Source organism: Roseovarius conchicola (assembly GCF_041403425.1).
Lineage (GTDB): Bacteria > Pseudomonadota > Alphaproteobacteria > Rhodobacterales > Rhodobacteraceae > Roseovarius > Roseovarius conchicola.
Window position 1 is genome coordinate 615,104 of sequence record NZ_JBGEHK010000001.1, and the last position, 26,517, is coordinate 641,620.

At 58.7% G+C, this 26,517-nt stretch carries 28 protein-coding genes; 9 read left to right on the top strand and 19 right to left on the bottom strand.

What is annotated here, in order from left to right:
* Positions 1–45 precede the first annotated feature (45 nt).
* A complete protein-coding gene (gene hisI / locus V6N02_RS02870) occupies positions 46–408 on the top strand; it encodes a phosphoribosyl-AMP cyclohydrolase (RefSeq protein WP_371223979.1) in 363 nt (120 codons plus the stop codon).
* On the opposite strand, the gene gluQRS is transcribed toward hisI, so the two are convergent.
* The 5 genes from gluQRS to V6N02_RS02895 form a co-directional block, all read right to left on the bottom strand.
* Entirely contained in the window at positions 405–1,259 is an 855-nt protein-coding gene (gene gluQRS, locus V6N02_RS02875) for a tRNA glutamyl-Q(34) synthetase GluQRS (protein WP_371223980.1), read from the bottom strand. The genes hisI and gluQRS overlap by 4 nt on opposite strands.
* Positions 1,256–1,870, bottom strand: coding sequence for a class I SAM-dependent DNA methyltransferase (locus V6N02_RS02880; RefSeq protein WP_371223981.1), 615 nt, complete (start codon positions 1,868–1,870; stop codon positions 1,256–1,258). Before V6N02_RS02880 ends, gluQRS begins: the two co-directional genes overlap by 4 nt.
* Positions 1,871–1,882: 12 nt before the next feature.
* Positions 1,883–3,247: a methylenetetrahydrofolate--tRNA-(uracil(54)-C(5))-methyltransferase (FADH(2)-oxidizing) TrmFO gene (gene trmFO, locus V6N02_RS02885; RefSeq protein ID WP_371223982.1), complete on the bottom strand. Its 1,365-nt coding sequence runs from the start codon at positions 3,245–3,247 to the stop codon at positions 1,883–1,885.
* Positions 3,248–3,286: 39 nt separating this feature from the next.
* The gene (locus V6N02_RS02890; RefSeq protein ID WP_371223983.1) at positions 3,287–4,555 is read right to left on the bottom strand and encodes a cytochrome-c peroxidase; all 1,269 of its coding nucleotides are present in this window, start codon (positions 4,553–4,555) and stop codon (positions 3,287–3,289) included.
* Between the two features lie 164 nt (positions 4,556–4,719).
* A complete protein-coding gene (locus V6N02_RS02895) occupies positions 4,720–5,505 on the bottom strand; it encodes an enoyl-CoA hydratase (protein ID WP_371223984.1) in 786 nt (261 codons plus the stop codon).
* 57 nt (positions 5,506–5,562) lie between these two features.
* Here V6N02_RS02895 and V6N02_RS02900 point away from each other — a divergent pair, with 57 nt between their 5' ends.
* Positions 5,563–6,009, top strand: coding sequence for a PaaI family thioesterase (locus V6N02_RS02900; protein ID WP_371223985.1), 447 nt, complete (start codon positions 5,563–5,565; stop codon positions 6,007–6,009).
* Here the strand turns inward: V6N02_RS02900 and V6N02_RS02905 are convergent.
* Positions 5,961–6,509 (bottom strand): GNAT family N-acetyltransferase, encoded by a 549-nt coding sequence (locus tag V6N02_RS02905; RefSeq protein WP_371223986.1) that lies wholly within the window; start codon positions 6,507–6,509, stop codon positions 5,961–5,963. The two genes, V6N02_RS02900 and V6N02_RS02905, sit on opposite strands and share 49 nt — an antisense overlap.
* Before the next feature lie 92 nt (positions 6,510–6,601).
* The gene (locus V6N02_RS02910) at positions 6,602–6,808 is read right to left on the bottom strand and encodes a DUF1127 domain-containing protein (RefSeq protein WP_371223987.1); all 207 of its coding nucleotides are present in this window, start codon (positions 6,806–6,808) and stop codon (positions 6,602–6,604) included.
* 173 nt (positions 6,809–6,981) lie between these two features.
* Between V6N02_RS02910 and V6N02_RS02915 the strand changes: the two genes are divergently transcribed.
* The 3 genes from V6N02_RS02915 to rpsI all read left to right on the top strand — a co-directional run bounded on the left by V6N02_RS02915 (position 6,982) and on the right by rpsI (position 9,427).
* Positions 6,982–8,319: an aminotransferase-like domain-containing protein gene (locus tag V6N02_RS02915; protein ID WP_371224558.1), complete on the top strand. Its 1,338-nt coding sequence runs from the start codon at positions 6,982–6,984 to the stop codon at positions 8,317–8,319.
* Positions 8,320–8,453: 134 nt separating this feature from the next.
* The gene (rplM, locus tag V6N02_RS02920; protein ID WP_371223988.1) at positions 8,454–8,921 is read left to right on the top strand and encodes a 50S ribosomal protein L13; all 468 of its coding nucleotides are present in this window, start codon (positions 8,454–8,456) and stop codon (positions 8,919–8,921) included.
* The gene (gene rpsI / locus V6N02_RS02925) at positions 8,918–9,427 is read left to right on the top strand and encodes a 30S ribosomal protein S9 (protein WP_371223989.1); all 510 of its coding nucleotides are present in this window, start codon (positions 8,918–8,920) and stop codon (positions 9,425–9,427) included. Before rplM ends, rpsI begins: the two co-directional genes overlap by 4 nt.
* A 59-nt stretch (positions 9,428–9,486) precedes the next feature.
* Here the strand turns inward: rpsI and V6N02_RS02930 are convergent, their stop codons facing one another.
* From V6N02_RS02930 to guaA, 9 genes are all read right to left on the bottom strand, one after another.
* Entirely contained in the window at positions 9,487–9,819 is a 333-nt protein-coding gene (locus tag V6N02_RS02930) for a hypothetical protein (RefSeq protein WP_371223990.1), read from the bottom strand.
* Between the two features lie 2 nt (positions 9,820–9,821).
* Positions 9,822–10,439 (bottom strand): TetR/AcrR family transcriptional regulator, encoded by a 618-nt coding sequence (locus V6N02_RS02935; RefSeq protein WP_371223991.1) that lies wholly within the window; start codon positions 10,437–10,439, stop codon positions 9,822–9,824.
* Entirely contained in the window at positions 10,432–11,301 is an 870-nt protein-coding gene (gene ppk2 / locus V6N02_RS02940; RefSeq protein ID WP_371223992.1) for a polyphosphate kinase 2, read from the bottom strand. The genes V6N02_RS02935 and ppk2 overlap by 8 nt, the downstream gene beginning before the upstream one ends.
* Positions 11,302–11,333: 32 nt before the next feature.
* Positions 11,334–12,311 (bottom strand): alpha/beta fold hydrolase, encoded by a 978-nt coding sequence (locus V6N02_RS02945; protein WP_371223993.1) that lies wholly within the window; start codon positions 12,309–12,311, stop codon positions 11,334–11,336.
* The gene (gene metA / locus V6N02_RS02950) at positions 12,295–13,218 is read right to left on the bottom strand and encodes a homoserine O-acetyltransferase MetA (RefSeq protein ID WP_371223994.1); all 924 of its coding nucleotides are present in this window, start codon (positions 13,216–13,218) and stop codon (positions 12,295–12,297) included. Before metA ends, V6N02_RS02945 begins: the two co-directional genes overlap by 17 nt.
* Before the next feature lie 37 nt (positions 13,219–13,255).
* Complete coding sequence (locus tag V6N02_RS02955; RefSeq protein ID WP_371223995.1) at positions 13,256–14,116, bottom strand: ATPase; 861 nt, start codon at positions 14,114–14,116, stop codon at positions 13,256–13,258.
* Positions 14,117–14,246: 130 nt separating this feature from the next.
* Positions 14,247–15,314, bottom strand: a complete 1,068-nt coding sequence (locus V6N02_RS02960; protein WP_371223996.1) for an outer membrane protein transport protein — start codon at positions 15,312–15,314, stop codon at positions 14,247–14,249.
* Between the two features lie 140 nt (positions 15,315–15,454).
* Entirely contained in the window at positions 15,455–16,306 is an 852-nt protein-coding gene (locus tag V6N02_RS02965; protein WP_371223997.1) for a DMT family transporter, read from the bottom strand.
* A gap of 35 nt (positions 16,307–16,341) precedes the next feature.
* Positions 16,342–17,925, bottom strand: coding sequence for a glutamine-hydrolyzing GMP synthase (gene guaA / locus V6N02_RS02970; protein ID WP_371223998.1), 1,584 nt, complete (start codon positions 17,923–17,925; stop codon positions 16,342–16,344).
* Between the two features lie 224 nt (positions 17,926–18,149).
* Here guaA and V6N02_RS02975 point away from each other — a divergent pair, with 224 nt between their 5' ends.
* Positions 18,150–19,694, top strand: coding sequence for a trimethylamine methyltransferase family protein (locus tag V6N02_RS02975; RefSeq protein WP_371224559.1), 1,545 nt, complete (start codon positions 18,150–18,152; stop codon positions 19,692–19,694).
* Here the strand turns inward: V6N02_RS02975 and V6N02_RS02980 are convergent.
* Positions 19,687–19,989 (bottom strand): DUF6477 family protein, encoded by a 303-nt coding sequence (locus tag V6N02_RS02980; RefSeq protein WP_371223999.1) that lies wholly within the window; start codon positions 19,987–19,989, stop codon positions 19,687–19,689. The genes V6N02_RS02975 and V6N02_RS02980 overlap by 8 nt on opposite strands.
* Positions 19,990–20,497: 508 nt before the next feature.
* On the opposite strand from V6N02_RS02980, the gene V6N02_RS02985 reads away from it, so the two are divergent.
* A complete protein-coding gene (locus tag V6N02_RS02985) occupies positions 20,498–21,334 on the top strand; it encodes a DUF6456 domain-containing protein (RefSeq protein ID WP_371224000.1) in 837 nt (278 codons plus the stop codon).
* Between the two features lie 55 nt (positions 21,335–21,389).
* Here the strand turns inward: V6N02_RS02985 and katG are convergent, their stop codons facing one another.
* The gene (katG, locus tag V6N02_RS02990) at positions 21,390–23,561 is read right to left on the bottom strand and encodes a catalase/peroxidase HPI (RefSeq protein WP_371224001.1); all 2,172 of its coding nucleotides are present in this window, start codon (positions 23,559–23,561) and stop codon (positions 21,390–21,392) included.
* A 144-nt stretch (positions 23,562–23,705) separates the two neighbouring features.
* Between katG and V6N02_RS02995 the strand changes: the two genes are divergently transcribed.
* Together V6N02_RS02995 and lipA are read left to right on the top strand one after the other, a co-directional pair.
* The gene (locus tag V6N02_RS02995) at positions 23,706–24,647 is read left to right on the top strand and encodes a hydrogen peroxide-inducible genes activator (protein ID WP_371224002.1); all 942 of its coding nucleotides are present in this window, start codon (positions 23,706–23,708) and stop codon (positions 24,645–24,647) included.
* Positions 24,648–24,823: 176 nt separating this feature from the next.
* Positions 24,824–25,777: a lipoyl synthase gene (gene lipA / locus V6N02_RS03000; protein ID WP_371224003.1), complete on the top strand. Its 954-nt coding sequence runs from the start codon at positions 24,824–24,826 to the stop codon at positions 25,775–25,777.
* An 83-nt stretch (positions 25,778–25,860) separates the two neighbouring features.
* Here lipA and mepK read toward each other — a convergent pair whose 3' ends face one another.
* Entirely contained in the window at positions 25,861–26,406 is a 546-nt protein-coding gene (gene mepK, locus V6N02_RS03005; RefSeq protein ID WP_371224560.1) for a peptidoglycan L,D-endopeptidase MepK, read from the bottom strand.
* Positions 26,407–26,517: the final 111 nt, after the last annotated feature.

A 26,517-nucleotide genomic window follows, 5' to 3' on the forward strand; every position in this document is an offset into this window, starting at 1 on the left:
CCTCATAGATAGAGAGACCATTGCCAGATGCAAAAGGTTTTTGCCATGCGTTTTAATCCCGACAGTCTGACTTATGATGACCGTGGCCTGATCCCGGCGATCGCACAAGACCATGCGACCGGCGAAGTGTTGATGATGGCGTGGATGAATGCAGAGGCCGTCACGCGCACGTTAGAGACGGGCCGGGTGACCTATTGGAGCCGTTCGCGACAGGCCTTCTGGATCAAGGGTGAGACGTCGGGACATGTGCAAAAGCTGATCGAGATGCGTGTTGATTGCGACCGCGATTGCCTGTTGATGCGGATTGAGCAGACGGGCGCGGCCTGCCACACCAATCGGCGGAGCTGTTTCTACACGGGCATTCAGGACGGCGAGGAAGTGGAGCTGATGGCACCCGAGCCCATCTAGAGACCAACCATGACACGGACGTCTGCGGGGCTGTGGCCCGCCTCACGATAGGTTGCAATTGCGCGTGAGTCATCGCGTTTTGCCAGCCGTTTACCCTGATCATCGCGGATTAGTTTGTGATGGTGGTAGATCGGCGTAGGCAGACCCAGTAGCTGTTGCAGCAGGACATGGATTTGCGTGGCGGCAAACAGGTCCTGCCCGCGAATGACCTGGGTAACCTCCTGATCGGCGTCATCGACCACCACGGACAGGTGATAGGATGCCCCCATATCGCGGCGGGCAAGAACCACGTCACCAACGGTCTGGGCCAGGTCCTGTGGGTAAATCAGACCTGTTTCATTCATCGGTCCGGTACCGGTTTCAGTGAACTGAATCACGGAGTTTAACCTCGCCAAAGCCCGTGCCATGTCCAGCCTCAAAACCGCATCGGGCATGGGGCCTACGGGGGGAGATGGCGGGCGACAAGTGCCCGGATAAACCACCCCATCTGGTCCATGTAATGGGGCGCCTTCCTGAGGGGCAGATGCGGCGGCACGTATGTCCGCGCGACTGCATGAGCAGGGGTAAAGAAGTCCTTGATCCCAAAGTACTTGTAGTGTTTCGCGGTATCGTTTTATTCGCTCGGATTGACGTAAGACCGGAAGGGGCCAAGTCAGACCAAGCCATTCCAGATCCTCATATATTTGCGACTCCCACTCAGCGCGTGAGCGGGATTGATCCAGATCGTCGATGCGCAGATGAAACACTCCCGCCGCGGCCCGAGCCATGTCATGGGCCAGCAGCGCCGAATACGCATGGCCCAGATGCAGTGGGCCGGTCGGAGATGGTGCAAACCGAGTGGTGAATGTCACGCTTTTTCAATTATATAAACGTTAGACTTCATGTTCTGTCCCGGCAGATGATCGCCATATTCCTTGAACAGCAATCGCGCGGCGCCGCAGTCGAGCCAGCTACACATCGCCGCCTCGTAGATCTTTTCAGCCAGTGCATGATCGTTCAGGCTGAGCGCGAGAAGCCCATCTTTGGGCAAGGCCTTCATCACCAGATCAAACGTGCTGGCCGGGGCGGCCCCTGTGCCAATGACGCCAATGCAGGTGATCGCGCTGTAGGCCCCAGCAGGGATCGGCTCGGGGTCGTTCGGATCAATCTGGATCGCGCTGCGGTAAAGTCCTTTTTCCCGGGCGCGCACCAGCATTTCCTCGCTCGGGTCCATCCCGTCAATCGTCGTGAAACCTGCCAGTTGCAGGGCCAGACCTGAAAGGCCGGTGCCGCAGCCAAAATCGAGCAGGGGTGCAGAAGGGTCTTTGACATGCGCGCGCAGTGCCTCGGCCACACGGCCTGGCGTCGCATAACCGTTTTCGGCCACCTCGGCCTCATAAGTGGCCGCCCAGACATCGTACAGGTCTTTGCCGCCGTCGGGCGAGGCGTCCTGATAAATGCGGTCTAGGAATTTCTCTGACATGCGGTCAGACAATCATAAGGATGCGGGTTCGTCCAGCTTGGAGTGTTCAAGCCATTCCATCCACGCGGCTTTGGCGCGGTCGGTATAGGCCTTGTAGCGGTCTTTGCGCCCCCGACGCCCGCCTTTAAGGCCATCAACCGGGCGGAACAGGCCGAAATTGACATTCATCGGTTGGAAGGTCTTGGCGTCGGCTCCTCCCGTGATGTGGTGGATCAAGGCGCCCATGGCGCTGTCCTGAGGGGGAGCGGGCAGCGGATGGCCCTGAATTTCAGCTGCAGCCAGCCGACCGGCCAAAAGGCCCATGGCGGCGGACTCCACATAGCCCTCGACCCCGGTGATCTGCCCGGCAAAGCGGATGTTGGGCTGGCTGCGCAGGCGCATGTCGGAATCCAGCAGGGTGGGTGAATTCAGGAACGTGTTGCGGTGAATTCCCCCCAGCCGGGCGAATTGCGCGTCTTCCAGACCCGGGATCATCCGCAGCACCTCGGTCTGGGCGCCGTATTTCATTTTTGTCTGGAAGCCGACAATGTTATAGAGCGTTCCTAATGCATTATCCCGCCGCAATTGTACCACGGCATGGGCTTTGATCTCGGGCTGGTGCGGGTTGGTCAGCCCCACTGGCTTCATTGGCCCATGGCGCAGGGTTTCGCGGCCACGCTCGGCCATCACCTCGATCGGCAGGCAACCATCGAAATACTTGGCGGTTTCGCCTTCTTTGAACTCGGTTTTCTCGGCAGCGAGCAAGGCGTCGATGAACGCCTCATACTGGTCCCTGTCCATCGGGCAATTCAGATAGGCAGTACGTTCTTCTTCGGTCTCGCCCTTGTCATAGCGCGATTGCATCCAGGCGCGGGACATGTCGATGCTGTCGTAATGGATGATCGGCGCAATGGCATCGAAAAAGGCCAGCGCCTCGGTGCCGGTTTCGGCGGCAATCGCACCTGACAATGCGTCCGAAGTCAGCGGCCCGGTGGCAATGATCCAATGCCCTTCGCGCGGCAATTCGGTGATTTCGTCGTAAGACACGGTGATGTTTGGATGCGCTTTCAGCGCAGCAGTCACCGAAGCGGCAAAGGGATCGCGGTCAACGGCCAAGGCCCCGCCCGCGGGCAGGCGGTGTTTGTCGGCAGTTTGCATGATGATGCCGTTGGCGGCGCGCATTTCCCAATGCAACAGGCCCACGGCGTTTTGTTCGTCATCATCGGAACGGAAGGAGTTGGAACAGACCATCTCGGCCAGATCACCGGTGCGATGGGCGAAGGTTTCAACCTTGGGCCGCATTTCGTGAATGATGACCTTCACGCCCATATGGGCGGCCTGCCAGGCGGCTTCGGATCCGGCCATACCGCCGCCAACGATGTGTAAAACTGTGCTCATGTCCCGCGATGTAGGGGATTGCCTCGCGTTTGGAAAGGGTCAGGACGGCGGGTTGGCACCCAGATCAAGCGGTAAGCCCGAGGGCAGGGTGTCGGGTGCGCCCAAACGTCCGGTTTTCGAGACAGGATCGGTCAGAGCTTCCAGAAAGGCGATCAATGCTGCGACGTCACGATCGCTCAGCGGGACCGGTGCAATCTCAATCGCGGCGGCGATGTTGAGGGCTTCATCGAAATCCTCCATCGCACCCAGATCGGGCGTGTCCATACCCGGAAACACGACGGCCTCGCCCATATATTCGGCCAAAGCCGTCATCGGATCAGCATGGTGGCGAATGACGCTGTCCAACGTGGCATAGGCACCGCTATGGCCATAAGGGGCGGTCAGCGCGACATTGCGCAGCGAGGGCGTACGAAAGCGATAGTTATCCTCTTCATTACCCGTTACGGCACCGCGTCCATGATCTGCCATGGCTGCCCCGTGCCCCTTGCCAGGGCCAATCTGAGGCATTCCGATGGCATGAAAATCATGATCGGTCTGAAACGGACCTGCATGGCAGGCGGCGCAATTGGCCTTGCCATAAAAAAGCGACATGCCGCGCAGGGCATCATTGCCAAGCGCGCTGTCATCACCACGCAGGAATGCGTCAAACGGGCTGTCAGTTGCGCGGAATTCATACGTAATGAAGTCGGCAAGAACCTGCGCGATATGGGCGATGTGCACAGGCTCCTCCGCGCCGATCAACCAATCAAACCGCTGACGATAGGCAGGCGTGTTATTGACCCTGCGCGCCAATAGATCCCATGCCCCATCCAGCCCCATGATGCGATCAGCGGCCACCGCATCTGCCACGGGGTTGCTGCCGGGCTGCCCGGCCATCTCGTCCGGCGCGACCATCGGCATCAGCGCTTGCGCGGCCAGTGCCGAGGTGACTGGACGTTCCAGACGTCGCCCATCCGGCAAGCCAAAACCAAATCGTGTGCTGGCATCTGCCGCAACCCGGCCATCATGCATCAGGATCTTGAACTCAGCCGCGCCAAGATTGAACAGTGCAGGGGTGTGCCGCGCAATCCGCGCAGCCGCCTCGATATCGTCCTTGCGCGCGGGTCCGAGCCCGACAGCCCCTTCGCCCAAAGTCAGTGCAACCGCATCGGCGCTGGCGGCTTGAGGGTTGTGGCAAGTGGCGCAAGAGATGTTCTTGTTACCCGACAGGATCGGGTCAAAAAACAGATCCCGTCCCAGCAGGACCGACGTGGCCCCCGGCACCGGGAAATCCTCGGGGGTGATGGCACGCGGAAGATCGCCGGCCAAAGAGTGGCCAGAAGATACCCACAGCAAAATGCAAGCAGCCCAAACGCGCATACAGCTCCAGCCGTTATCCCCAGATCACCTAGGTCTACAGCAGCACCGCGCCCGGAAAAACGCCCGTTCTGGAAATTGAATGGCGCGGATTTGGAAACACTTTGCTTAAAAAGCTATTGAGTCCACTCTGGCGGGCGCTTTTCGATGAAGGCGTTGATGCCCTCTTCGGTGTCGCGATCCAGCATGTTTTCGACCATCACGTCGCGGGTATAGTCATAGGCCGCGTCCAGCGACATTTCCAACTGGTTGTAGAAAGCTTGTTTGCCAATCTTGACAGCGGTTCCAAGCTTCGCAGCCAGAGTTTCGGCCAGTTCGTTGGTGGCGGCTTCCAACTGATCATGGGGTACGGCGCGGTTGATTAGGCCCAGTTCCAGTGCGCGACCTGTCTCGATGAATTCTCCCGTGGTCAGCATCTCAAACGCCTGTTTGCGAGGGATATTCCGGGACAAGGCCACCATCGGGGTTGAGCAGAAAAGCCCGATATTGACTCCGTTGACGCCGAAACGCGTGCCCTCGGCCGCCACGGCCAGATCGCAGGATGCGACCAGTTGACAGCCCGCTGCGGTCGCGATGCCGTGGGGCTGTGCAATCACCGGCTGGGGCAGGGCGCGAATGGCGGTCATCACCCGCGCACAGCGGGTGAAGAGGTCGGCAAAGTAGGCCTTGCCGCCATCTTCGGCCTGCCTTCCCGCTGTCATTTCTTTGAGGTCGTGCCCGGCACAAAACGCCTTGCCAGCCCCGGCCAGGACGACCACGCGGATATGCGATTGCGTGGCCAGCAGATCAAATTCGCTTTGCAGGGCCGCTAGCATCGCATCGCTGAGCGCGTTCAGTTTTTCAGGCGCGTTCAGCGTCAGGCGGGCAATTGCACCGGTATCGGCACGTTCCAGAATTGGCATCTTGTCTCTCCCATGCGGTTGTGTCCTTCTTACGAAAGTCGGGACAGGGAGGGAAGTATGGCGTTGCAATTCACCGCGGGCGAATTGATGGCCTATCTGGACGAGGTGTTTCCACAGGTACAGGGTGATTTTTCCATCGAAGAGTTGGCTGAAATGTATGTACGCACCCGCTTGAATGTCGAAGAGCGGCATTTGCGCCCGGGGAACACGGTCTCGGGTCCGTCTATTTTTGCGCTGGCCGATGTGTCGGTCTATCTGGCGGTAATGGCGATGGTGGGCCGCGAAGCACTGGCGGTGACCACCAATTGCAGCATTGATTTCATGCGCAAGCCCATGGCTGGAAAAGACTTAATAGCAGAGTGCAAGCTGTTGAAATTGGGTCGCGTTCTGGCTGTTGGTGATGTGCTTGTCTACTCGGAAGGCCAAGCTGCCCCGGTCGCGCGCGCCAGCCTGACCTATTCCATCCCGCCTGCCCAGTCCGCGGCCTCGGCAACCCAGACCTGACCTGACCAGCGCCCGACTATGGGATCAACGAGATCGAAGTCCAACTCGGGGTGTCGGTGAAGATGCAGCCGCGCCATCACCGCGCGCGACAATGCGTTATTGGGGGCGGTGTAGGCGAGAATCCGGTCAACGCCCAACCGCTGAAACGCATCTTTCAAGGCGCTGGAGGCAGCTTCGCTCGCATAGCCTTTGCCCCAGGCGCGGCGCAGCAATCGCCAGCCGATTTCAAAATGCGCACCAACCGGGTGGGAGGCATCATGCGCCATCACATCCACATACCCGACAAATCCATCCGGGTCCGAGACATGCAGCCGCCCGATTCCATCCCGCTGTGTTGTGTCCAGATAGTTAGAGAGCTTGGCCATGCTTTCAGCCTCGGTCAGCGTGACACCGTAATCGACCATGGAGTGGGCATCGGCATGCAGTTTGGCAAAAGCGGGCAGGTCGATGGCCTTGAACGGTCGCAAGGTCAGGCGGGATGTGTGAAGGGGATAGGTCATGGGCCAGGAATAAGGGGGCAATTGGCGAGCTGCGAACAAAAAAGGGCCGGAGGGATGCTCCGGCCCAGTAGGAAGAGGCCCAAACGGGGACGTTACGGCCTCCAGAACCATTTGAGGTATTCGCGATGCGCCTCATCCCGCGAGAGGCCAATATCGCTGAGCATCGCGTCATCAAGGCGCCGCAGATGCGCACGTGTGCGGCTGCGATTTGTCCAGACAAGGATCAGATAAGCCACCTGCACCGCCCAACGCGACGCGACAGGCAGGGTGCGGCTGGTGGACAGCTGCGCAAGGGCCATGTGGTCGGTTTGTGTCAAGCTATGTATTGGTACAATCCTTTCCTTGTTTTGATACAATTCGCATGATAGCTGTGATTTTTGTAACAATCCTTCTTTCACTCTGCTAGGAAAACATTGTGACTGATACAATTTGGCCGCCAACTTTCGCCAATGCCTCCGACCCTAAGTACATTGTGTTGGTACAATCTCTGCGCGGAGCAGTTCGCTCCGGAGCGCTGTCACCTGGGCACAAGTTGCCCCCTGTGCGCGAACTGGCCTGGGAGCTTGGCATCACGCCGGGCACCGTGGCGCGTGCCTATAAACTGGCGGCGGATGAGGGTTTGGTGGACACCGGCGTAGGCCGGGGAACGTTCGTGGCGGGTCAGAACCCGCAGGGGTTTTCGGTTCCCGATCAGCTACTCAACACCGTACAGCCCAATGCGATTGATTTCCGTGCGGTGCGTGTGCCGGATGTCGGGCAGGATGCTGTGATCCGGGCGATCATGGGCGATCTCAGCAGGGGCGGCCCGCATGACTACATCGACTACCCCAACACCTACACCAAGCGTCCGGCGCGTGAGGCGACGACCGATTGGATCGGGCCGGACAGATTAGGGCGTATCACATCTGATGATGTGGTGATGGGGCTGGGTGCACAGAATACGGTGATCATGGCGTTGCAGACAGTGTTGCACGGGGCGAACCCGGTGATCCTGACCGAACAACTTGCCTATCCCGGCGTACGCCACGCGGCGCGGCTGTTGCGGGCACAGTTGATCGGGGTTGAAATGGACGACGAGGGCATGCGCCCGGACCGGTTGGAAGAGGCGTTGCGCCGACATGGCGGCCAGGTGCTTTTGACCTCGGCCGAAGTGCACAGCCCGACCACCAACCGTACCACGCTGGCGCGCAAGCAACAGATTGTTGCCCTTGCCCGGAAGTACAACCTGCAGATCATCGAGGATGATTGCCATTGCATCACCCGACCAGAGGAACCGGCCTATCGCGGGATATGTGCGGAACGGGCGTGGTTCATCTCATCCCTGACCAAGTCGGTCTCGGCGTCCCTGCGGTTCGGTTTTGCGGTGGCTCCCAAAGGGCAGGCCGAAATGGCCCGGCAAGTGGCGCAGAGCACATTCTATGGCATGCCGCAGCCGATCCTTGATGTCTGCGCCGAGCTGATGCGATCAGGTGAGGCCGAGCGTATTCGACATCAGGTTGAGCAGCGCGTGGCCGAACAGGTCAGGTTGGCGGTCAACAGGCTTGGGCAATGGGATGTCAGCTGGCGTCAGGATGTGCCGTTCGTGTGGCTGAAACTGCCGCAGGGTTGGCGCGGGTCAAGCTTCGCGCGGGCCTGCGAGATCGAAGGGATACGCATCAAGGCTGCCGATGAGTTTGCTTTGCCTGATGGCGCTGCCCCGCATGCCGTTCGGCTTGGTCTTAATGCGAATATGAAACCGGCGCGATACGAACAAGCGTTGCAGAAACTGTCAGATATGCTGGCCCGCCCACCAGAGAGCGTGGATCTATGAGAAAATATGGGGTAAAATAATACCTATTTTATAACACATTGAAAACCATAGTATAATAAGACTTCGCGGCTCTTGACTGTACGCCCCGATCAGATAGAACGCAGCGATCAAATGACACCCCAAGGGGATACGAAATGAAAACCTATTCTGCAACACCGGCAGATATCGACAAGAAATGGATCCTGATCGACGCCGAAGGCATCGTTCTGGGACGTCTGGCGTCGATTGTCGCCACCCGCCTGCGTGGCAAGCACAAAGCCAGCTTCACGCCTCACATGGACATGGGCGACAACGTGATTGTCATCAACGCTGACAAAGTTCAGTTGACCGGCAACAAGCGTGAAAAGCCGAACTACTGGCACACCGGCCATCCGGGCGGCATCAAATCGCGCACTACCGGCCAGATCCTGGAAGGGGAGCACCCCGAGCGTGTTGTGACCCAAGCGGTCAAGCGCATGCTGCCTGGCAACCGCCTGAGCCGTCGCCAAATGACCAACCTGCGCGTTTATGCAGGCGGCGAGCATCCGCACGAGGCGCAAAGCCCCGAAGTGCTGGATGTGAAATCCATGAACAAGAAAAACACCCGGGTGGCACAGTCATGACCGAAGAAATCAAATCCCTCGAAGGGCTGGAAGCGGTTGCCGAAGGCGCCACAGACGCCCCCGTTGTTGACGCCGCGATCGAGCGTGAACCTCAGCGCGATGAACTGGGGCGTTCATATGCCACTGGCAAGCGCAAAGACGCGGTTGCCCGTGTCTGGATCAAGCCCGGATCGGGCAAGGTTCTGGTACGCGACGCCAAGGGCAACTACATCGACTACACCAAGTATTTCGCGCGCCCCGTGCTGCAGATGATCCTGCGTCAGCCGTTCGAAGTGGCCGGTGTTGCCGATCAGTTTGACGTGATGGCCACGGTCAAAGGCGGTGGCCTGTCCGGTCAGGCCGGAGCGGTCAAGCACGGCATCTCGAAAGCCCTGCAGCTTTATGATCCGTCGCTGCGTGGCGCATTGAAAGCCGCTGGCTTCCTGACCCGCGACAGCCGCGTGGTGGAACGTAAGAAATACGGTAAGCGCAAGGCACGTCGGAGCTTCCAGTTCTCCAAGCGTTAAGCTGCTTTATCAGATTTGCGAAAGGGCTGCCCGATTGGGCGGCCCTTTTTTGTTGGGGCTTAGCTTGAGAACGTCAGTGTCCCGGTTTGCCAAAGGATAAACACAGCGATACCTGTATTGGTCGCCACCCCGGCAAAGATGCCAATGCGGTGTCTGGCAAACAGCCCGCCTTCCAGATATTTCCGGCTCATCCGCCAAGCGATGTAGCCAGCCACCGAAAACAGGCAGACCAGAAGGAAGGTGTCAAACTGAACCTCGGTGCCGTCCGGCGCGGGCAGCACATAGGTCAGCGCCTGATAGCCTGCGCCAATCGCCAGAAAGGCCAACGCCTGACCATTGCTGCGCAGAAGAAGATACCCCAGAAAAAACAGGGCGCAGAGGATCGCTGTCATCGTCATTCGTCGGGGGGAACCAATCCAAGTCCACGCAAGTAGACCCCGATACCGCTCTCCAGCAGATCCTCGGGCGAGAATGGGGACACGGTGCCGGGTGAGTTTCGCGCGAACAGTTCGACCACGCCGTGGCTGAGGGCCCAGATATGGGCGGAAAACATCGAAGCCGGTGGCCGTTTCGCGGCGGGGATATGCTGACTCAGCTCGGTCGCGGCGCGTTCCAGAACATCCCGCGCCCGGCCTGAAATTGCGGCCAGTTCAGGCGTACGGTTAACCGAAATCCCGCTCTCGAACATCGCGATGTAATGGCCGGGATATTTGCGGGCAAAGGCTAGATAGGCGCGCCCTGTGGCCTCAAAAGATGCCAGAGCCGAGGGCTGTCCCTTGTCATAGGCGTATTGCATCACATCGGCGAAAATCTCATAGCCTTGCCGCGCGGCTTCGGCAATCAGGTCTTCGCGGCCCTCGAAATGCCGATATACCGCTGCGGGGGTGACCCCGGCTTGTTTGGCCGCCTCGGACAGGGTAAACCCGGTCGGGCCCTTCGCCTCGATCAGGCTGAGCGCGGCCTCAACCAGCGCTTGCCGGAGATTGCCGTGGTGATAGCCTCGTTTAGGCATCCCAGATCTCGGGCCCGCCGGAGACTTTGGTATCTATCTGTCCCAGTGCCTTGGGGTCTTTGCGGGCATAGTCAATGCTGTCGAGCACCCGGCGCAAAGCGGCCAGACGGGCGCGGCGCTTGTCGTCCGAGCGGATCACGGTCCAGGGGGCATGATCGGTGTGGGTACGCGTCAGCGTCTCGCCGATGGCAGCGGTGTAGGCGTCCCATCTTTTCAGGCCTTCCACGTCGATCCAGCTAAGCTTCCATTGTTTCAACGGGTCCGCCTCGCGCTTCATGAAACGGCGCAGTTGCTCTGCGCGCCCGACATTCAGCCAGAACTTGAACAGGTGTATGCCCTCCTCGACCAGCATCTTCTCGAAATCGGGGGTTTGGGCAAAGAAATGTTCGCGCTGTTCATCAGTGCAGAAATCAAAAACCTTCTCGACCACGCCGCGATTGTACCATGAACGGTCATAGAACACGATCTCGCCCCCGGCGGGCAGGTGGTCAATATAGCGTTGAAAGTACCATTGAGTCCTTTCCACGTCCGAAGGCTTGGAGAGCGCTACAACCCGTGCGCCCCGAGGATTAAGATTCTCGCGGAACCTTTTGATTGTGCCACCTTTTCCGGCGGCGTCCCGACCCTCAAACACGATGGCAATCCGTGCGCTGGTCTCTTTCGCCCAAGCCTGAAGTTTGACCAGTTCGATCTGCAATCCCAGCAGGTCTTGCTCGTAGGCCTTGCGGGGCATCCGTTCGGAATGCGGATAATCGGATGACAGGATATCGCCTTTTTCCGAGCGCCTGATGGCATTGCGGATCGCATCGGGGGCGTCATTGTCAAAATACGTGCTGATCGCGCCGTCAAATGGCAGCTCCATGAGCCTCTCCTTTTTTCAGCCAATATGGGGGTTTACGGCCCTGGGCGCAATCCGGCGCGGGCGGCGGCGCGGTGGATGGCGGCGATCACCTCATCCTGCGCGGCGTGCTGGGGCATATGGCCCACGCCGGGCAATGGGGTCAGCACAGCATCGGGAATGGCCTTGGCCAGAGGCTCGGAATGGATGGCCACCCCGACGGTGATATCGTCTGCGCCATGGACGATCTCGGTTGGGACAGCGATCTGATCATAAAGCGGCACCATCGCTTTGATTTGACCAAGCAGGTTGCGCCGTTGCAGGGCATTGGCGCGCAAGGCATCTCTGCGCAATGTCAGGGCGGCCCCGAAATGGTGTAGATACCCCTGCGGTACCGGATTGGGTGCAAAGACGCTGGCCACTCCGCTCTCAACCCGTGTGTCGGGAACAAAGGACGCCAGCAAAGGGTTCACGACAGGGGCCAGAAGCGGGTGGGATGTGACCTTGTAAAAGAAAGGCAAGCCCGTGTCCCATGGGTGTGAGGCAGCCGCGAGCGGGACCAGTGCTGACAGGCTGTCTGGTTCATGTACGGCCCAGGCCAGCGCCACAGCCCCACCGAAACTGTGACCCAGAACGATGGGTTTGTCGGCCCCCAATTGCCGTGCGGCAGCGGCCAGAAGATGGGCCTGCTCTTGCAGCGTTGCCCCGGTGGTGTTGATCCGATCGGTGAACCCATGGCCGGGACGATCCAGCAGGATAACGCGGTAATCCGAGGCAAGGGCAGGGGCCAGATCCAGCGTCATGTCGCGCAGGTTGCCGCCTGATCCGTGTAGCAGAACCACGTCAGGCACCGAGCCATCCTGTGGCCCGAAAACCTGCGTGTGGACCTGAGTGCCATTCACGGTCAACAACTGTCCCTGCGGAGCAAATTCTGCCTCGGCGGCAGCTTCGTGTTGACCCGCGCGGTGCATCACCCAGGCCCAGAAACACGCGAGGGCGATCAGGAATATCAAAAACTTAACGGCCAACGGCATGCAGATCGAATGGGGTCGTCTGATATATCTGGTTGATCCAGTTGCCATAAAGCAGATGCGCGTGGCTGCGCCAGCGATTCTGCGGATCAAGGCTGGGATCATCACCGGGATAATAGTTGCAGGGCACGTTGATGGGCGTGCCTGCCTCCACATCACGGTCATATTCCTGTTTCAGCGTGTCGCTGTCATATTCCAGATGGTTGAAAATATAGAGCGCGTTATGCGCCGCATCCTCCACCAGGCAGGGCCCGACCTCGTCGCTGGCCAGAAGGGTGGTCAGGCCGGGGGCAGCGTCAATCTCGGACTGGCGCATTTCGGTCCAGCGGCTGACCGGAATGACGCAATCATCCGAAAACCCCCGCAGATAGGGCGAGGCAGGGGCCATATTGCGGTGTCGAAAACAGCCGAAGGCTTTGGCGTTCAGCATGTGTTTCTTCACGCCATGGAAATGGTTGATCATGCCCATCCCGCCCCAGCACACGCCAAATGTGGAATGCACATGGGTCTGCGTCCAGTCAAAGACGCGGCACAATTCATCCCAATAGGTGACGGCGTCAAAATCGAGATGTTCAATCGGGGCACCGGTGATCACCAGCCCATCGAATTTCTCGCCCGATGCCTCAACCTCGGAAAAGGGGCGGTAAAAGCTGGCCATATGTTCCGCCGCCGTGTTCTTGGTGCGGTGTTCGGACATGCGGATCAGCGAGAAGTCGATCTGCAAGGGCGTGGCCCCGATCAGCCGGGCAAACTGGTTCTCGGTCTGGATCTTCTTGGGCATCAGATTGAGCAACGCAATGCGCAAGGGGCGGATATCCTGCCGCGCGGCCTGATCCTCGGACATCACCATCACGCCTTCGCGCGTCAGCACGTCATAGGCGGGGAGGTCTGAGGGAATCTTGATCGGCATAGGATTGCTTTCAAAGAGGTTGTGCAGAGATAGTTGATCAGGCCCGACGTGCAAGGGCGTCGGAGATCAACATGTCAAACTGGTCTGCTGATTTGACGGCTGCAATTTCATCGGCGGTCACCGAGACGCCCCAGTTTTCCATCGCCTGGTAGCGCGGCTGGCGGTGTTCCAATGCTCGCGCATACGTCCAGCGGATAAAGCTGTCAGGATTAACATCGCCATCCGAGACATTGTTTTCCTTGGTATAATCTTGCCATGCCTTAAGCAGGAATTCCGGCTGATACGCCATAGGTTTGGGTGCCTTGTCAAAGCGACGGATCAGTTCCTTGGTATGAGCCTCATCGCCTTTGATCCAGACCAGCAGGCAGTGGCTGGCCAGTTCGTTCAAAAGCGCGTCATCGGGGTCATTGCCATCGACCCACTCACAAATTGAGCCACCGGTGTCGCAGACGAAATTCGGATAGCCGTAAAGGGCTTCGGCCCGCTCGATGAAATAGCCTGTGTCGCGCAGGGCCGATATCTCGGCCGCGCGGAACTGTTCCTGACGTTTGCGGTACTCCTCGATCGGCAGGCCGCCCTTGGCAGGATCGCCGGGCTTGCCCAGCCAGGTCGAGACCGGCGAGAGATTGTTGAACGTGATGTTCGAACCGATATAGATCGAGTCGCTGCGCAACAGATCGCGCAGAAACGGCACCTTCATCGCCTCGGCCTTGGCATTGTCGGTGATGTGTTCGCCCAAGTAGCGCGTTCCGATCCGGTAATCTATGGAATAGTGAAACCAACTGCCCGTATCGCGCAACAGGTTCGAGATATGGGTCTTGCCCAAGCCTGACATGCCATAAAACAGCACACGTTTATTGGGGGCGTTCTGCAAGTCTTGCGGGGTCTTATAGATCATCACTCGGTGTCCTTTGGTGGCCCGTGGTACAAAGCCAGCGCGGGCGGGTCAAATCCAAAGGCATCACGCATCAAAAAACCCCGCCTGAGTGAAGGGCGGGGTTTTTGGTGTTTGTCAATGAGAGGTTTACTTAGAAGCGGAAACCAACCTTCACACCAGCGGCAATCGCATCGTTATCCGAGAAATTCGCGCCGATGGTTGTAGCGGTCGAACCGATGTCAAAATACTTGATTCCAGCTGTGATTTCCCAGCTTTCGGTCTCGTATTTCGCAGCGACACCGAAGCTGGTGAAGCCGTCCTTGCCCGACAGGTTGCCGACCGTGTCGTTTCGATCTTCTTCATAACCGAGAGTCAGAGCGCCGGACCAGTTTTCGGTAAAGCGGCGACCGACGCCCACCTCGAAGGTCCAGGTGTCTGAAGGTTCGCTCGCAATCGGCACCGCCCCCCCGAGAAAGTCGGATGGGCGAATCTCAAACTTTGTCCACTCCTGCCAGCGCGCCGAGCCGAAGATAAGAGTATCTTTGGCAATGCCGCTCTGCGCATGGATTGTGACGGCTTGCGGGATTGTCACGTCAAACGGGGTGCCAGTGTTGTCACGGAAACTGTGCTCGATTTCGGACTCGTAGGTCACGGCAAACTTCATCGCGATATCAGGGATCTGGTAGGCCGCGCCAAGTACGTAGCCCGCCTGGTAATCTTCGTTCACGGACAAAGAGTAGTTGGGAGGCAGAGGCAAGCCTGCCGTCACGATGTTCACATTCCCTTTGAGCGATTGAAGACGCAAACCACCGTAGGCGCTGATTCGTGGTGTGAAATCATATTTCACCAAACCAGTGACGGCGAGTGATTCCACCTGAGCATTTGAGCCAGAGAAAGGATAGGGGGTGCCGGCGACATAGCTGACATCTGCGCCCACAGTTTCCTGCGAATAGATTGCAAAGCTCAGTTGGTCATTGACCTGACGTTTCCAACCCAGTTCAAAACCCTCGTAGCTCTTTTGGATATTGCCGGATTGAACCGCCCCACCGGCGACAGAGCCGCTCACGTTTGGGCTGACTGTCGAAAACGAGAATTCAACGTAGTTCTCGCCTTCTTCAAACAGGATTTGCGATTTGTCACCGCTGCGTTGAATTCCGCCTGCGTGTGCAGCCGTCGCCGCCACGCTGAGCGCGCAGGCTACCTTTACGATGTTCTTCATTGTCCCTACTCCTCCTCCTGAGCGTTGCAAGAGACACTATCTACAAAGTTGAATCGGTCAAACTTTGACGCCACGTAACAGACGCCACGTCATGAAACGCGCTCCGGACCGACGCAGTTTTGCAACAGATATGTGGCAAATCAGTGATTGTGGCGGGTTTCGGCCCAGATATTAATATAATTTGCGCCAAAAATCACCACCGCACCCAGGATGACGGCAACGTCAATCGGCTCGGAATAGAGCAACAAGCCCACCACGGCGATCACCGGCAGGCGGGCAAAATCAATTGGAATCACAACCGTCGCGGGGGCGATCGACAAGGCGGTTGTCAGACAGAAATGCGCCAGCAAGCCGCAGCAGCCGATCACAACCAGCCATGGTATCGACGCGGAGGAGGGCAGGGCGATGTCACCATCGAACCCCGCGCAGAGTACGCCAAAGACACATTGCAGAGCGGTCATCCAGAACAGGATGCAAGTCAGGCTTTCGGTGCGGGTCAGCCGCTTGGTGAAGATGATCGAGAAGGCAAAGCCGACCGCGGCCAACGCGGCGGTCATGGTCCCTACATTGATGGTCTCCGGGCTGGGGCGGGCAACAATCAGAATGCCGATAAACCCCAGGATCGCGGCCAGCGCACGGATGCGGGTTAACTTCTCCCCCAGCAACAGGGGCGACAGAACAAGGACCCAGAGGGGGGACGTGAATTCAAGCGCAAAGACCTGCGCGAGGGGAATCGCCGTCAGGGCGAAAAACCAAAGGTTCTGCCCGGCAAAATGCGAAATGTTGCGCGCTGTCTGCAGACCCATATTGCGGGTGGTGATCTGGCGGTGTGTTCCCGTGATCCCGGCAACGATCAGCACGATAAGAAATCCGACGATGCTGCGGAACAGCATGATCTCGAACGTATCCAGTTCAAAACTCACTGACCGCCCGGCCACGGCCATAAGCGAAAAGGAGGCAATCGCGCCGGTCATCCAAAGGGCGGCGCGCAAGGCAGCACCCTGCGTTGGTTGGGCCTGTTGGCCGATCACTCCCACTCGATGGTGCCGGGGGGTTTAGAGGTGATGTCGTAAGTCACGCGATTGATGCCCGGCACCTCGTTGATGATGCGTGTTGCGGTTTCGCCCAGGAATTCGTGGCTGAACGGATAATAATCCGCCGTCATGCCATCCACCGATGTCACGGCGCGCAGCGCACAGGCAAAATCATAGGTCCGCCCGTCGCCCATTACGCCCACGGTACGTACGGGCAGGATCGCGCAGAACGCCTGCCAGATCTCGTCGTAAAGCCCGTGCTTGCGAATCTGGTCGATATAGACCGCGTCTGCCTTGCGCAGAATTTCCAGCTTTTCACGGGTGATTTCACCGGGGCAGCGAATCGCAAGGCCGGGGCCGGGGAAAGGATGACGCCCGATGAAACTGTCTGGCAGGCCTAATTCGCGCCCTAAGGCGCGCACTTCATCCTTGAACAACTCACGCAGCGGCTCGACCAGTTTCAGGCCCATCTTTTCGGGCAGGCCACCGACGTTGTGGTGCGATTTGATGGTGACCGACGGGCCGCCCGAAAAGCTGACCGATTCGATCACATCCGGGTAAAGCGTGCCTTGGGCGAGGAACTCGGCCCCCTCAATCGTGTTGGCATGTTTCTGGAACACATCAATGAACAGCCGCCCGATGATCTTTCGCTTGGTTTCGGGATCAGACTGCCCGTCCAACTCGCCCAGGAACAGCTCGGATTCATCGGCATGGATCAGCGGGATGTTGTAATTGTCCCGGAACATGGTGAGGACTTCGGTTGCCTCATCCTGCCGCAACAGCCCGTGATCGACAAACACACAGGTTAGCTGATCGCCAATCGCCTCGTGAATGAGGACGGCGGCAACCGAAGAATCAACGCCCCCCGACAGGCCACAGATCACCTGCTTGTCGCCAACCCGCTCGCGGATCTTGCGAATGGCCTCTTCGCGGTAGGCGCCCATGGTCCAGTCGCCCGTGAAACCGGCCAGACGCACGAAGTTTTCATACAGTTTGGCGCCATTGGGCGTGTGGTGCACTTCGGGATGAAATTGAACCGCATAGAACCGGCGCGCAGGATCGGCTGTGATCGCATAAGGCGCGTTGGGTGAGGTACCAAAGACCTCAAAGCCCGGGGCCAGCTTGCTGACATGATCGCCATGACTCATCCAGACCTGTTCGCGGTCATTGTCGTCGGCAAACCATCCCTCCAGCAGGTCCAGATGTTGCACGGTCGGGGTGACATACGCGCGGCCAAACTCGGCTGTCCCGCCGCCGCCTGAAATCTTGCCACCCTCGACCTTGCCGCCCAGTTCCTGCATCATCACTTGTTGGCCGTAACAGATACCAAGGATCGGCACGCCAGCCGTAAAGGCACTTGCGGGTGGGCGCGGGCTGCCCTCGCGCACGACACTGTCGGGGCCGCCGGAAAAGATGATGGCTTTGGGCGCGAAATTACTCAGAAATGCGTCGGTGACATTCTGATAAGGGTGGATTTCGCAATAGACATTCAACTCGCGCAGGCGGCGGGCGATCAGCTGGGTGACCTGGCTGCCGAAGTCGATGATGAGAAGGCGGTCATGGGATGTTTGGCTCATGAAAACCTACTAGGCCGGGGATGGAGCATGTGCAAGAGCGGTACACCCGGCACGCACCAGAATAGTGGCGGTCGCGATGTCGCTTTTTGTCGGGTATGGTGCAGAATGTCGCTTTTTCCCTTTATAGGCCGCTATTTTCACCTGATGTCTTCGGGCCTTGCGATACCGTCATTGAGGAACGCGCCCAGAGGGGGTGCATGATTTTCTTGCAAGGGTACGACAAGATGGCCGAAGCAGCAGCACGCAGACGTGGACGGGGTGGAGGCGGCGCAGCCCGCCGGGCGGAACGCACCGCCGTCAGCATCGAGACCGCGAAATACATCGAACGCAACATCCCCAACTTCGAGATCCTCACCGAAGAGGCGCTGGATATCATCGAGGCCAATGCCGAGCAGGTGCTGGAAGAGATTGGGGTGAATTTCGTCGATAACCCCGCCGCGCTGGAACGCTGGCGCGCCGCCGGTGCCGATGTGGATGGAGAACGCGTTCGCATTCCTAAAGGACTTGCCCGCGAGCTGATCAAGACGGCCCCGAGCAGCTTCACGCAACATGCCCGCAATCCCGAACGTAACGTGGTGATTGGCGGCAAGAATCTGGTTCTGGCCCCGGTCTATGGCCCTCCTTTCGTGCGCGATATGGATGGTGGCCGTCGTTACGCCACGATGGATGACTTCGAAAAATTCGTGAAGCTGGGCTATATGTCGAAATGGCTGCACCATTCGGGCGGCACGGTTTGTGAACCCACCGATGTGCCGGTGAACAAGCGTCACCTTGACATGCTGCTGGCCCATATGACGCTGAGCGACAAGCCGTTCATGGGGTCGGTCACCGAACCCAGCCGTGCCCAAGACAGTGTAGAGATGTGCGAGATTCTGTTCGGCGAGGATTTCGTGCAGGAAAACACGGTGATGACCTCGCTGATCAACATCAATTCGCCGATGACCTTCGACGACGTGATGATGGGCGCGATGGAGATTTACGCGCAGAACAATCAGGCTTGTATCGTCTCTCCCTTCATCGTTGGCGGGGCCATGGCACCGGTATCGGTCGCGGGCACGCTGACTCAGGTGATGGCCGAGGTTCTGGCCGGCATTGCCTATAACCAGCTGTGCCGTGCCGGGGCACCGGTGATCATGGGGGCATTCGTGACCTCGATCGATATGAACTCGGGCGCGCCCACCTTTGGCACCCCCGAGGCGGCGCACATTACCTATGGGGCCGGTCAGATCGCGCGGCGTCTGGGGCTGCCCTATCGCTCGGCCGGGTCGTTCAATGGCTCGAAACTGCCCGATGCGCAGGCCGCCTATGAAACCTCGAACAGCCTGAACATGGGCCTGCTGGCCGGTGTGAACTTCATGCTACATTCCTGCGGCTGGCTGGAAGGGGGGCTGGTGTCGTCCTTTGAGAAATTCGTGATGGACGCGGATCAGCTGGGCACGTTGCACCACCTCGCCAAGGGCGTTGAGATGGATGAAAACGGCCAGGCGATGGATGCCATCCGCGAGGTGGGCCCAGGCGGTCATTACCTCGGCTGCGCCCATACCCAGGCCAATTTCAAATCGGCATTCTGGCGCTCGAACCTGCTGGATTACAAGCCGTTCGAGCAATGGGCAGAAGAGGGCGAGCGCGATACCATGACCCTGGCCAATGCCAAGATGAAGCAGATGCTGGACACCTACCAGAAACCTGCGATGGATCCGGCGATTGCCGAGGCGTTGGCAGCCTATGTGGCGCAGAAAAAGGCGTCGATGCCGGACGCGTTTACATAGGTTTGGATGATGGATGGGCGACACGCAGTAAGCGTGCTTCGCCCAGCATCACAATCAGAATATCCACATGATCGGTGGCTGAATAGGTCGCATCGCCCGATTTGCGACGCTGGTCCATATCTGCCTCGATCTCCATAAGCTGCATCAATGCTTCGCCCGAGCGCGGCAATCGCCCGGCGCCCAGATGTCGGCGCAGATGAATGCTGCGCCGATACTCTGCTGCGCCGATCCGGGCGGCCTGAATAAGCAGGCGGGGGCGGCGCAATGTGTCCAGCATCGTGAGGATGTGATTCATGTGATGTCTCCCGGTGTTCATGCGGTTTGATGGCACAACTTCAGGTGGTGTTGCGCGGACCTGCATTGCAGCGTGCGATGGGGTGCGGCGTTGTTTACCTTTTGGTTACAATTGTTGTGATTGTGGAAACAATTAACGAACCGGTAAGGTTTGCTCGGATAGGTTGAGTGCGTTTTGTGGATAACTCTGTGGGAAAATGCCGTGCAGCTGTGGACAAATGCGGAACTGACACCAGAATTCGAAGAGAAGACGCAGCGTGACGTGCAGTATTGATCATATCCCCGGTTGGGTACCCCGGACAGCGATGCGCTATCTAGCGCATACAGAAAAAGGTGTCTCGATCAGGGCGCTTGCCCGGGACGCGGGCTGTCATGCCTCTACCGTGCTTCGGCAAATCCGCAGTTTTGAATCCCGACGCGAGGACCCGCTTGTCGATGATGCTCTCAAGCGACTTGGACAACATGTTCCTCCGCTGAAGGCCCCCGGTTCTCCGAAGAAGGAGATAAGGATGACTGCATTACGGACCCGGATAACGACCAAGAACACCCTGTCCGAAAACCGTCTTAAACAGGATGGGCGACGCGCCTTGCGCCGCTTGTCCGAGACCGGCTCGATCCTTGTTGTCGCTCCGGCGATGGACAAGGCCGTGATTGTGCGCGAGGCGGAGGGCAAAGAGCCGACCCGCATTGGTATTGTCGACAAAGAAGTGGCCGAGGCGATGGCCCTCAAGGGGTGGATCCAATGCGGTAAATCGGGCCGTGTGACCCGTTATCGCATCACCCGGGCCGGTCGTGAGGCGCTCAATCACCTTCTGGCGGATGCCGACGAGGATGAGATGGGATTTGCCGAAGCGCAGAGCCCGTTTGAAGCGGACCATGGTCATGCTGCACCAAGACCAACGCGGCGCAAACGGTATTCGGTGAGCGAGACCCCTTTGGTCGGGCTGGCCCGGCGCAAGGATCGCGATGGGCAACCGTTTTTGCCCGACGAATTGGTGCGCGCGGGCGAGCGTCTTCGAGAGGATTTCGAGCTGGCCCAGATGGGGCCGCGCGTGACCCAGAACTGGGATCAGTTTCTGACCGGAGGGGTCAGTTCCGAGAGTGGTGGAACGCCCGGTGAAACGGGCAGTGCAGCCCGCCAACGGGTAACCGGAGCCTTGCGCAATCTCGGCCCGGGATTGGGGGATGTGGCGCTGCGCTGTTGTTGCTATCTTGAAGGGCTTGAGCGGATTGAAAAGCGGATGGGATGGTCCGCGCGATCCGGCAAGATTGTTCTGCGCATCGCGTTGCAACGGCTGAAACGACATTACGACGATTTGGGTGATGCCGGTGGGATGATCGGTTAACAATAAAAAAGGCCCGAGGATCACCCCGGGCCTTTCTTGTTATTCTAAAGAGCGATCAAGCAAGATCGAAACGATCTGCGTTCATCACCTTGGTCCACGCGGCGACGAAATCGGCGACGAATTTTGCACCGTTATCGGCCTGCGCATAAACCTCGGCCAAGGCCCGCAATTGTGCGTTTGAGCCAAAGACCAAGTCGGCCCGCGTTCCGGTCCATTTGACCGCTCCCGAAGCCCGATCACGCCCTTCAAACAGGTCCTGATCCGCGCTGGTTGAAGACCACTCTGTCGCCATATCCAGCAGGTTCACGAAGAAATCCGTGCTTAGTGTGCCAACCCGGTCGGTCAGAACGCCATGCGATGTTCCGCCATGATTTGCACCCAACACCCGCAGGCCACCCACGAGCACGGTCATTTCCGGCGCTGTCAGGGTCAGCAATTGCGCACGATCCACCAACATATGCTCGGCCGGAACGGTATACTTGGCCTTGGCATAGTTACGGAAACCATCCATTTGCGGCTCCATCGGGGCAAAGCTGTCCGCGTCGGTCTGATCCTGGCTTGCATCGGTGCGGCCCGGCGCAAACGGCACCGTGACGGGGTGACCGGCTGCGGCTGCGGCCTCCTCGACACCCACATTCCCGGCCAGCACGATCAGATCGGCCAGCGAAACCGGTTTGCCAAAGGACGATTGTACACCTTCCAATGCGCTCAGCACCTTGGCCAGCTTGGCAGGTTCGTTGACTTCCCAATCCTTTTGCGGGGCCAGACGGATGCGTGCGCCATTGGCACCGCCCCGTTTGTCCGAGCCTCTGAAAGTCGAGGCCGAGGCCCAGGCGGTGCTGACCATTTCGGATACGGACAGATCGGTGGCCTTGATCGCGTCTTTCAGGGCCGCGATTTCGGCCTCACCGATTGGATCATGCTTGGCTGCAGGGATCGGGTCTTGCCAGATCAGGTCTTCCTCCGGCACTTCGTCGCCCAGATAAAGGGCCTTGGGACCCATGTCGCGGTGGGTCAGCTTGAACCAGGCGCGGGCGAAAGCCTCGGCAAACTCTTCGGGGTTTTCGTGGAAACGCTTGGAGATTGGTCCGTAAATCGGGTCCATCTTCATTGCCATATCCGCGGTGGTCATCATCAGAGGCACTTTCTTCGAGGCGTCTGCGGCATCAGGAGCCATATCTTCCTCTTTCGGGTTCACAGGCGTCCACTGATGCGCCCCGGCGGGGGATTTGGTCAGTTCCCAGTCATAGCCAAACAGCACATCGAAATAGCCATTGTCCCACTGGATCGGGTTGGGCGTCCACGGACCTTCGATGCCCGACGTGATCGCGTCGCCGCCCTTGCCGGACTTGAAGGTCGAAAGCCAGCCAAAGCCCATTGCTTCAAGGTTTCCGCCCTCAGGCTCAACGCCGACATGGGCGGCATCACCTGCGCCATGGGCCTTGCCAAATGTGTGCCCACCCGCGGTCAGGGCCACGGTTTCTTCGTCATTCATTGCCATCCGGCCAAAGGTTTCGCGGATGTCCTTGGCCGAGGCCAACGGGTCAGGATTGCCATCGGGGCCTTCGGGGTTGACGTAGATCAGGCCCATCTGCACGGCGGCCAGCGGGCTTTCCAGATCACGATCGCCCGAATACCTGCTGTCGGGCTTGTCGCTGGTGGCCAGCCATTCCTGTTCGGAGCCCCAGTAAACATCTTCTTCCGGTTCCCACACATCGGCGCGACCACCGCCAAAGCCAAAGGTGCGCCCGCCCATCGATTCGATGGCGCAGTTGCCCGCCAGAATCAGCAGGTCGGCCCAGGAAATCTTGTTGCCGTATTTCTGTTTGATTGGCCAAAGCAGGCGGCGCGCCTTGTCGAGGTTGCCATTGTCGGGCCAGCTGTTGAGCGGGGCAAACCGTTGCTGCCCGGTGCCCGCGCCGCCACGGCCATCACCGGTGCGGTAAGTGCCTGCGGCGTGCCATGCCATGCGGATGAACAAACCACCGTAATGGCCGTAATCCGCAGGCCACCAGTCCTGACTGTCGGTCATCAGAGCGTAAAGGTCTTCTTTCAGCGCCTTGAGATCAAGGGATTTAAACGCCTCGGCATAGTTGAAACCCGCGCCCATCGGATCACCCTTGGTGTCGTTCTGGTGCAGGATTTTCAGTTTCAGCTGGTTTGGCCACCAGTCACGGTTGCTGACATGTTTCTTACCTGACATCGGGCATTTGATATCGCCGTCCATAAAATCCTCCATGGGGTTGGGTTCGCGGTTTAGGGGGGCCGTCCACGACAGTGGAGCGGCACAGTTTGGAATTCTTCTAAAGTAAATACGTCGAGGGTCATAAAATCCAATTGCAGTTTCTTCTGATTGCGATAGTTTTTGGTTATGAATTTGACGCTTCGCCAACTCACGTATTTCAAGGCCCTTGCGGAGCAACGCCATTTTGGCCGCGCAGCCGAAGTTGTGAACGTCTCGCAGCCTGCATTGTCGGTGCAGATCCGCGAAATGGAGACCACCTTGGGCCAGCCTCTGATTGAACGGCGCTCACGCGATGCCGCGCTGACTCCGTTCGGGCGGATGATTCTGGATCACGCGGAAAAAGTGTTGATTGAAATGCAGGCCCTCGGTGAGGCGGCGCGTTGGCATGGCGGGTTGTCGGGGCGCTTGAACCTTGGAGTGATTCCGACGATTGCGCCTTACATTCTGCCTGATGTGCTGGAAGCGTTGCGCAGCGATGACATCTCGTTGGATGTGCATGTTCAGGAAGCCAAGACCGACCGGCTGATTCCGCTGCTGCTCTCGGGTCATCTGGATGCGGCGGTGATGGCGTTGCCCGTCGCCGTCGATGGCTTGGTCGGGGCAGGGCTGTTCGAGGATCGTTTCATGCTGGCGGGCAGTGCGGCGCGTCTGGCCGATCTGGGGGCGCGGGCCGAAACATTGCGCCCCAACGGGTTGGGGCGAGCGCCGGTGTTGCTACTGGAGGATGGTCACTGTCTGACCGATCAGGCGTTGGAGCTGTGCGGACGCGCGCGTAGCCATGCCCAGATCGATATGGGTGCTTCGTCCCTGCCTACTTTATCAAGACTTGTGGCTGCGGGTTTCGGGCTGACGCTGATCCCCGAGTTGGCCGCCCCGACCGAGTTGCGGGCGGCGCCCGACATGCGCGTGATGCGCTTTGCCGCCCCCGAACCATGCCGTCAGATCGGGTTGGTGCGACGCGTTAGCAGCAATGATGAAAGCTGGTTTTCCGAGCTGACTGATCTGTTGGGTGCCGTGGGATCACGATTGCTGGCACAGGCCCGGGCTGATCTGCCGCTTCCAGCTTGAAAAAGAAGCCCGTGCCCCCGAAAGAGCACGGGCCTTAAACACCAGACAACCTTGAAACGCGGTGGCACTTTTTAACGTTAGAAGCCGGGCGCTAGGCTGACTTCGTGAACTGGAACTCCCCACCGCTATGAACTATAGGTAAGAGGTGTTACCAAACCATTCGCGGGGAATAATTCGTGCGAGACCTCAAAATACCCGAGCAGCGCCATCCTGAGAAGGCGCATCGCCCGTCAAATCCGCAGCCAAAGAAACCCAGTTGGATTCGCGTAAAGGCCCCCGGTGGCAAGGGGTATGCCGATACCAACAAGATCATGCGCGAGCATAAACTGACCACGGTCTGCGAAGAGGCAGGGTGCCCGAACGTCGGTGAGTGTTGGGGCCAGGGCCACGCCACCATGATGATCATGGGCGAGGTCTGCACGCGGGCTTGCACCTTCTGCAACATCGCCACCGGCAAGCCGCCCGAGGATCTGGACGCGTTCGAGCCGGGCCGCGTTGCCGATGCTGTGGCCAAACTGGGATTGAACCACGTTGTTGTCACCTCGGTAGATCGTGACGATATTGCCGATGGCGGGGCCGAACATTTCGCCCAGACGATCCGCGCGATACGACATCGCAGCCCGAAGACGACCATCGAGATTTTGACGCCTGATTTCATCAACTGTGATCCGTCGGTCCTGGAAGTGGTGGTCGAGGCACGCCCGGATGTGTTCAACCACAATCTTGAAACTGTGCCGGGCCTCTATCCGAAAGTGCGTCCCGGCGCGCGTTACTTCCATTCGCTGCGCTTGCTACAACGCGTGAAAGAGCTGGACCCCTCGATGTTCACAAAGTCCGGTATCATGGTGGGCCTTGGCGAAGACCGGCTGGGCGTGCATCAGGTGATGGATGACATGCGCGCGGCGGATATCGATTTCCTGACCATTGGCCAGTATTTGCAGCCAACACCCAAGCATCATGCCGTTGATCGTTTCGTGCACCCGGACGAGTTCGCAGCCTATGAGAAATCGGCCTATGGCAAAGGGTTCCTGATGGTGTCAGCCACACCGTTGACGCGGTCGTCTTATCACGCCGGTGATGATTTCGCGCAGCTGCGCGAGGCGCGGACCAAAAAACTGGCCGAAGCCTGATATCAGGATCGCCACTACACAAAAAAACACCGGCCAAATCGCGCCGGTGTTTTTTTGGAACTTTGGAACTTTCGAGGCGTTGATCAGCTTCCCCAGGTGCGGACCGGGCCACAGTCCATATGCACGAAGTTAGAGCCGGAATACTTGCCGACACCACCACCGCGACAGGCCTTGGCAGCGCGGTACATCTGGCTGACCGAGCGGGAGGACAGGCGCAGATCGGCGGCCTGACCACGCATGTGGCGGGAATTCTTGGCCACGCCACGTCCACGACTGCGCAGCATCGCGTTGGTCTTGGGGCTGCGGTAGCCAGAGAGCAACATGTAGGGTTCGTGCGAATCCAGAAGGTTGTGGGCGGCTGCCATGATGTCGATGGTGCGGATGTCGATGCGATGCACATCGTCGGTACGCCAGTCACGCATGAAATTCTCGATCTCGCGTACGCCGTCTTTCAGATAGTCGCCTTCGATCCAGTAGATCATATCGATTTTCTCACCGGTTCGTGGTGATGACATGCGTAGACGTCGGATATCGCCCGCGCCGCGTAGAAAACCTGCTGCATTTGAAAAGGTTGGTGCGGCTGTGATTGTGGTTGCTGCGAAAGCACCCAAAATGCCGCGTCGCGTCATGCTCAATGTCATACTAGCGCCTGTCCCGTCGCTTACCTGTTTATGCCACATGTTAGTGGCTCTGCCGTCCCATCCCCCGATGCACTATGCTTATTACATATTAAGAATCAC